Origin of the sequence: Streptomyces sp. YS-3 (assembly GCF_045257485.1) — a bacterium.
Taxonomy (GTDB): Bacteria; Actinomycetota; Actinomycetes; order Streptomycetales; family Streptomycetaceae; genus Streptomyces.
In genome coordinates, this window is the sequence record NZ_JBJHPC010001152.1 from 1 (window position 1) to 729 (window position 729).

Sequence of the window (729 nt, forward strand, 5' to 3'; positions counted from 1 at the left end):
GGGGGGGCGGGGAACTGGGCGTAGAAAGGGATCTTCTGACCGGCGGTCAGGCCGGTCGGGAAGCGGGTGCACAGACACCGTCCGTCCGTGTCCCGCAGGATCAGATAGCGCTTCTTGCCCGTCTTGTCGACCAGCGAGGCACCCGCCATGGAGGCCCCGTTGTCCCGCAGCTCCTGCTCGGTCCCCTGCCAGCCCGGAGCCGTGAAGCCCTGCGAGGAGTTGTTCGCCACCACTCCCTCGACGGTGACGAAGCCCCCGGCGTCGCGCTTCGCGCTGTTGACGACGATCTCGATGCCGTCGCCGCCCCGCAGGGTCGCCAGCACCTCGGTGCTCTGCGCGCTGGGCTCGTTGCTCTGCGGGCGGGACTGTCCGCCGGACCCCGAGGCGGGGGCCGAGGGCTTGTCCTCCGACTGCTTGCCACCCCCGTCCCCACCGCAGGCGGTCAAGGTGAGAGCCAGGGCGGCGGCGGCCGTCACGGCCGCCCCTCTCGCCCACACTCCGGTCTTGGCCCTATCCATCAGTCAGCCCTCGCTTCTTCCCGCGCTCACTTCTTGGCCAGATGTACGGCAAACAGGTCGGCCGCGTCGGGCAGGAGGTCGAGCCTGTCGGGGTCGACATCGAACTCCCGCTGCTTGTCGCAGACGAGCCGGTAGGCCTTCTTCTCCCCGTCCCCGGGCCGGGGGCTGCCCTCCGGACTCGGGGACTCGGTGCTGGGGGCCGGGAGGGTCG

Annotated in this window: 1 protein-coding gene and 1 pseudogene; both read right to left on the bottom strand. The window is 71.1% G+C overall.

The annotated features are described in order from the left end of the window. Positions 1-518, bottom strand: a 518-nt coding sequence (locus ACJA3G_RS38040; RefSeq protein ID WP_406557554.1) for a hypothetical protein, incomplete at its 3' end; no start/stop codon positions are given. Positions 519-544: 26 nt separating this feature from the next. Then, positions 545-729, bottom strand: a pseudogene (locus ACJA3G_RS38045) (hypothetical protein); the annotation flags it as partial.